Consider the following 5,326-nt stretch of genomic DNA (forward strand, 5'->3'; position numbering starts at 1 on the left):
GGCGAGGAAACGCTGGACGATGAATACGAACTGGCGGCCCACAGCGCGGCGTTGATCCGCTCGGTGTCGGAATTTCCCGCATGACACAATGCTGGGGGCCACTGGAAATCACGCCGGGGCTTTGGCGTTTTTCCCTTTGGGCCCCCGGCGCGGAGCACGTGACGCTGGAAATTGACGGAGCGGAACCCGTCACGTTGATCGGCGACGGTGGTTGGCTCCACACCAAAGCGCCCGCGCAACCCGGCACCCGCTATCGCTTCCGTCTCGCGGATGGTCTCGCCGTTCCCGACCCCGCATCGCGCGTCCAAAGCGGCGGCGTTCATGGCTGGAGCGTCGTTCCCGCCACATCGTACCCCTGGAAGTACCCCGAGTGGGCCGGCCGCCCCTGGGAGGAGGTCATCCTTCAGGAGTTGCACGTCGGGGCGCTGGGCGGCTTCTCAGGCGTCGCCGCCGAGTTGGAGCGGATTGCCGCGCTAGGCATCACCGCCATCGAACTAATGCCCGTCAACGCCTTTTCCGGCACGCGAAACTGGGGTTATGACGGCGTCCTCCCCTTCGCGCCTGTGGAGAGTTACGGCTCTGCGGAAGACCTCAAGGCGCTGGTGGACAAGGCCCATGGCCTGGGCCTGATGGTGTTCCTGGATGTGGTCTACAATCACTTCGGGCCGGACGGGAATTACCTTGGGGCCTATGCTCCGGACTTCTTTCACGCGGAGGTCGATACTCCGTGGGGCGGCGCTGTCGCGGTGGACGAACCTGTCGTCGCCGCCTTCTTCCGCGAAAATGCGCTGATGTGGCTGCGCGATTATCGGATCGACGGGCTGCGCTTCGATGCGGTGCACGCGATTGGCAACTCGGCGTTCCTGGATCAGCTTGCCGTCGATATCCGCGAAGCGCTGCCCGACCGCCATGTGCATTTGGTGCTGGAAAACGAGCATAACGAGGCCGATCGCCTCGCACCGGGGCTCTACGATGCGCAGTGGAACGATGATTTTCACAACGTCCTGCATGTCTTGCTGACAGGCGAAACGGATGCCTATTACATCGATTTCGCCGATCGCCCGGCGGAGCAGCTGGCACGCTGCCTGGCGGAGGGGTTCATCTACCAGGGAGAGCCGTCCACCAATCAAGATGGCAAGCGACGCGGCAGTGCGAGCGGGCATCTGACGCCCAGCGCCTTCGTGGCGTTCCTGCAGAACCACGATCAGGTGGGCAACCGCGCCATGGGTGAGCGGCTGACGCTCCTGACCAGTAAAGACAAGCTGCGTGCCGCCACGGCGCTGTTGTTGCTGATCCCGCAGATCCCGCTGCTGTTCATGGGCGATGAGACCGGTTCACACGCCCCGTTCCTGTTCTTCACCGACTTTCACGATGAACTGGCGGACGCGGTGCGAAACGGGCGGCGCAAGGAATTCGCCAAGTTCTCCGCTTTCGCCGACGAAGCCGCGCGTGAGCGTATCCCGGACCCCAATGCGCAAGCGACCTTTTCCGCGTCCCGCCCCGAACCGGGCCCCGATGCGGCGGAGTGGCAGGCCTTCTATCGCGGCATCATCGGCTTGCGGACCCGCCTGATCGTTCCTCGTCTGAAGGGAGCGCAGGTGATCGCGGCGAAGGCGGTGGGTGACAAGGCGGTCACCGCTGCGTGGCGACTGAGCGATGGCGCCGTGCTGACGATCGCCCTAGACCTAGGCGAGCATCCCGCGCTGCCGGACCATGCGGGTGAGCCGGTCTGCGCGGTGGATGGCCGGTTCGCGGCATGGTTCCAACCGGCATGACGCCCCTTCACGACCTGGCAGATGCGGTCGGCGTGGTGCGGGTCTGGGAGGATGCCCAAAGCCGCCCGCAGACCGTGGCCGACGCGGTGTTGAGGACGATCCTGACCGCACTGGGCTTTCCGGCGGCTGACGACACCGAGGTGGCGGCAAGCCTTGCCCGTTTGGCAGCCGAGGAGGCGCAGGTGCCAACTTATCTGGCGGGCGACGTAGGAGAGCCGCTGCCGTTGCCACACAGCCTAGCGGATGAAACAACTGCAATCTTATCGCTGGAAGATGGGCGCGAGCGGCATCTGGCCATCGCATCCGGTATGCTGCCCGCCATCGCCGAGACGGGATACCACCGCTTGCGGATCGCCGATGCCGAGCTGGCGCTGATCATCGCGCCGCCGCGCTGCCTGCTGCCCGCCGATCTGAGCGCTGTCGCCGCGTCCCGCATGTGGGGGGTCGCGATCCAGCTGCCGTCGCTTCGGGAACGGGCTACGGCCTATGGCGATTTCGCCGATCTGCGCCATGCCGTCACCCTGCTGGCGGGGCAGGGGGCGGACGCGATTGCGATCAGCCCCGTCCATGCGCCGCCGCCGAGTCAGCGAGCGTTCTACCCTTATTCGCCGTCCAGCCGGCTATTCCTCAATCCCGCCTTGGCCCAGGCTCCCGGCGGCAAGAGCGAGGCCTTGATCGATTGGTCCAGCGCGCTTGCCGCTCAGACCCAGGGCCAGCGGCAGGCCTTTGCGCGCCTGACCGAAACGGACCGTGCGCAACTGGAGCAGTGGGCGGTCGGCAAGGGTGATCACTTGACCCGCCACGCCTTGTTCGATGCTTTGGCACTGCATTTCGGCAGCGCTGACTGGCGTTCCTGGCCGCAGGATTACCGGTCTCCCGATGGCGTTCCGGTACAGCAATTCCCGCGTGAGCATCCGGAGGAAATCGCGTTTCACGTGTTCGGCCAGTGGCAGGCCGAACAGGCTCTCAGCACGGTGCAATCTGACGCCAAGCGCGGCGGGATGGCGATAGGGTTGATCGCGGACCTGGCGGTAGGCGTCGATCCCGGCGGCAGCGATGCCTGGTCGATGCAGGATGCGATGCTGACCGGCCTGACGATCGGCGCGCCGCCCGATCCGTTGGGGCCAGACGGACAGAACTGGGCCCTCACCAGCTTTTCGCCGCAGGGCTTGCGCCGCACCGCCTTTGCGCCGTTCATCGCGATGCTGCGCGCGGCCTTGCGCCATGCCGGGGGCGTGCGGATCGATCATGCCTTCGGCTTGTCCCGCCTTTGGGTGGTGCCACAGGGTGCCTCGGCCAGCGAGGGCGCTTATCTGCGCTATCCCTTCGCGGACCTGCTGCGCGTGATCGCCCTGGAATCGCATCGTGCCGGGGCGGTGATCGTGGGGGAGGACCTGGGCACGCGCCCGCCCGGCTTCGTATCGCCGGTGGCCGACAAGGGCATCCTTGGCATGCGCGTCCTGTGGTTTGAGCGGGACGAGGATGGCTTTCGTGCCGCCGACGCTTTTCCCGCACAATCCGTTGGCATGACCGGCACGCACGATACCGCCACGATCGCTGGATGGTGGACGGGCACTGACATTCAATGGAACCGCCGCCTGCAGCGCGGTGGCGACTGGCAAACCGAGGAGACAAACCGCATGGCCGATCGTTCGGCGCTCTGGTCCGTGATCGGCGATGATAAGCCGCTGCCCGCCATCGACGACCCCGCACCCGTGGTCGACGCCGCCGTGGCGCATCTGGCCAGCACCCCGACGGCGCTGGCCATCATCCCGCTGGAAGACCTGCTGGGCCTTGAGGAGCAACCGAATCTTCCGGGCACGATCGACCAGCATCCCAACTGGCGGCGGCGGCTTTCCGCGCCGCTGGCCGATCTGCTGGCCGATCCCAGCACCGCCCGCCGCGTCGCCAGCCTGATCGCCGCCCGCCCGGCATGAGGCCGACCGCCACCTATCGCCTGCAACTGCACGCGGGCTTCACCTTCGCGGATGCGCAAGCCGTGGTGCCGTATCTGGCGCGGCTGGGCGTGAGCCACCTCTACGTCTCACCCATCACCGCCGCGGCCAAAGGATCGACTCATGGCTACGACGTGATCGACCCCACGCAGGTCAATCCCGAGCTGGGGGGTGAGGACGGGCTGCTCAGCCTCGTCGCCACGCTGAAGGAGCATGGCCTGGGCCTCATCATCGACATCGTGCCCAATCACATGGGCGTTGCCGGGGATGAGAACCTGTGGTGGCTGGACGTGCTGGAGAATGGCGAGGGCAGCGCCTTTGCGCCGGTCTTCGATATCGACTGGCGCGAAAAGGTGGCACTGCCGGTGCTGGGCACGCCGCTGCCGCAAGCCTTAGCCGATGGCGCGATCAAGCTGGTGCAGCGCGGATCGGGCCTTGGCATTCAACTTTACGATGGCGCGATATATCCCGTTCGGGCCGATGACCCGGGCCTCGCCGGGGACCTTGACGATGCCATCGCGCAACACGCGCCGGATCGGGAGGAGGGCCGCAGGGCGCTGATGGCGCTGCTCGATCGCCAGTATTATCGCCTGATCTATTGGCGCGCCGCGAACGACGAACTCAACTGGCGGCGGTTCTTCTCGATCAATGAATTGGCCGGTGTTCGGATCGAAGACCCTGCCGTGTTCGAGCGGACCCACGCGTTGTATTTCGACTTGTTCCGTCGCGGATTGATCGATGGGGTTCGAGTGGATCATGTCGATGGTCTGAGCGATCCCGCCGGCTATTGCCGCCGCCTGCGCGAACGCTTCGCCGAGATCGCGCCGGATCGGCCTGCCTACGTCGTCGTCGAGAAAATCCTGGCGGCGGACGAACCCTTCGCCACGGACTGGCAGATCGAAGGCACCAGCGGCTACGACTTCATGCGCGAAGTGTCCGAAGTGCTCCATGAGCCTTCCGGACAGGCGCCGCTCGGGGCCTTGTGGGAAGCGGTCAGCGGCCGCAGCGCCGCGTTCGCCGATGAGGCGGTCCCCGCAAGACAGGACCTGCTCTCCTGGCAGTTCGAGGGCCAGCTGGAGGCTTGCGTGGCGAGCTTCTACGCGCTGGCGCTGCATGCGGGCGAGGGGTGGATCACGAAGGGCATGTTGCGCCGTGCGATTGAGCGCTTGCTCTGGGTATTCCCGGTCTATCGCACGTATGCCACCGCCACCGGCGCGCCTGATGCCGATGCGAAAGTCCGGGCCGAGGCGCGGGAGGCCGCGTTGCCGCTGATGCCTCCCGGCGAAATCCCCGTGCTGGACGCGGTTCTGGGCTGGCTGGCCGGAGATGGCGGAGCGCCTGCGGCCGACGCGGTGCGCCGATTCCAGCAATTGTCCGCACCGATCGCGGCCAAGGGCGTGGAGGACACCGCGTTCTATCGCCACGGCGTGCTGCTTTCGGCGAACGACGTCGGCTTCGATCCCGATGGCATGGCCTGCCCGATCGCGACGTTTCACCAGGCGATGCAGCACCGGGCCGAACGAACGCCGTTCGCAATGCTGGCCACCGCCACGCATGACCACAAACGCGGCGAGGATGCGCGTGCCCGGCTGGCGG

At 66.4% G+C, this 5,326-nt stretch carries 3 protein-coding genes; all 3 read left to right on the plus strand.

Annotated features, from left to right (window positions below):
• The first annotated feature begins 80 nt into the window (after positions 1–80).
• Positions 81–1,775 carry a malto-oligosyltrehalose trehalohydrolase gene (gene treZ / locus ACHWRX_RS08670; protein ID WP_394658892.1) on the plus strand — a complete coding sequence of 565 codons (1,695 nt, stop codon included), beginning with the start codon at positions 81–83 and terminating at the stop codon, positions 1,773–1,775.
• Positions 1,772–3,712 carry a 4-alpha-glucanotransferase gene (gene malQ / locus ACHWRX_RS08675; RefSeq protein WP_394658893.1) on the plus strand — a complete coding sequence of 647 codons (1,941 nt, stop codon included), beginning with the start codon at positions 1,772–1,774 and terminating at the stop codon, positions 3,710–3,712. Before treZ ends, malQ begins: the two co-directional genes overlap by 4 nt.
• The coding region (gene treY / locus ACHWRX_RS08680; protein ID WP_394658894.1) for a malto-oligosyltrehalose synthase at positions 3,709–5,326 on the plus strand (1,618 nt) is incomplete at its 3' end. The genes malQ and treY, both read left to right, overlap by 4 nt.

Source organism: uncultured Novosphingobium sp., assembly GCF_964277725.1.
GTDB classification, from domain to species: domain Bacteria; phylum Pseudomonadota; class Alphaproteobacteria; order Sphingomonadales; family Sphingomonadaceae; genus Novosphingobium; species Novosphingobium fluoreni.

Excerpts from the sequence above, each read along its gene's own strand:
- malQ (WP_394658893.1), top strand. The coding sequence starts at position 1,772 with ATGACGCCCCTTCACGACCTGGCAGATGCGGTCGGCGTGGTGCGGGTC.
- treZ (WP_394658892.1), top strand. The coding sequence starts at position 81 with ATGACACAATGCTGGGGGCCACTGGAAATCACGCCGGGGCTTTGGCGT.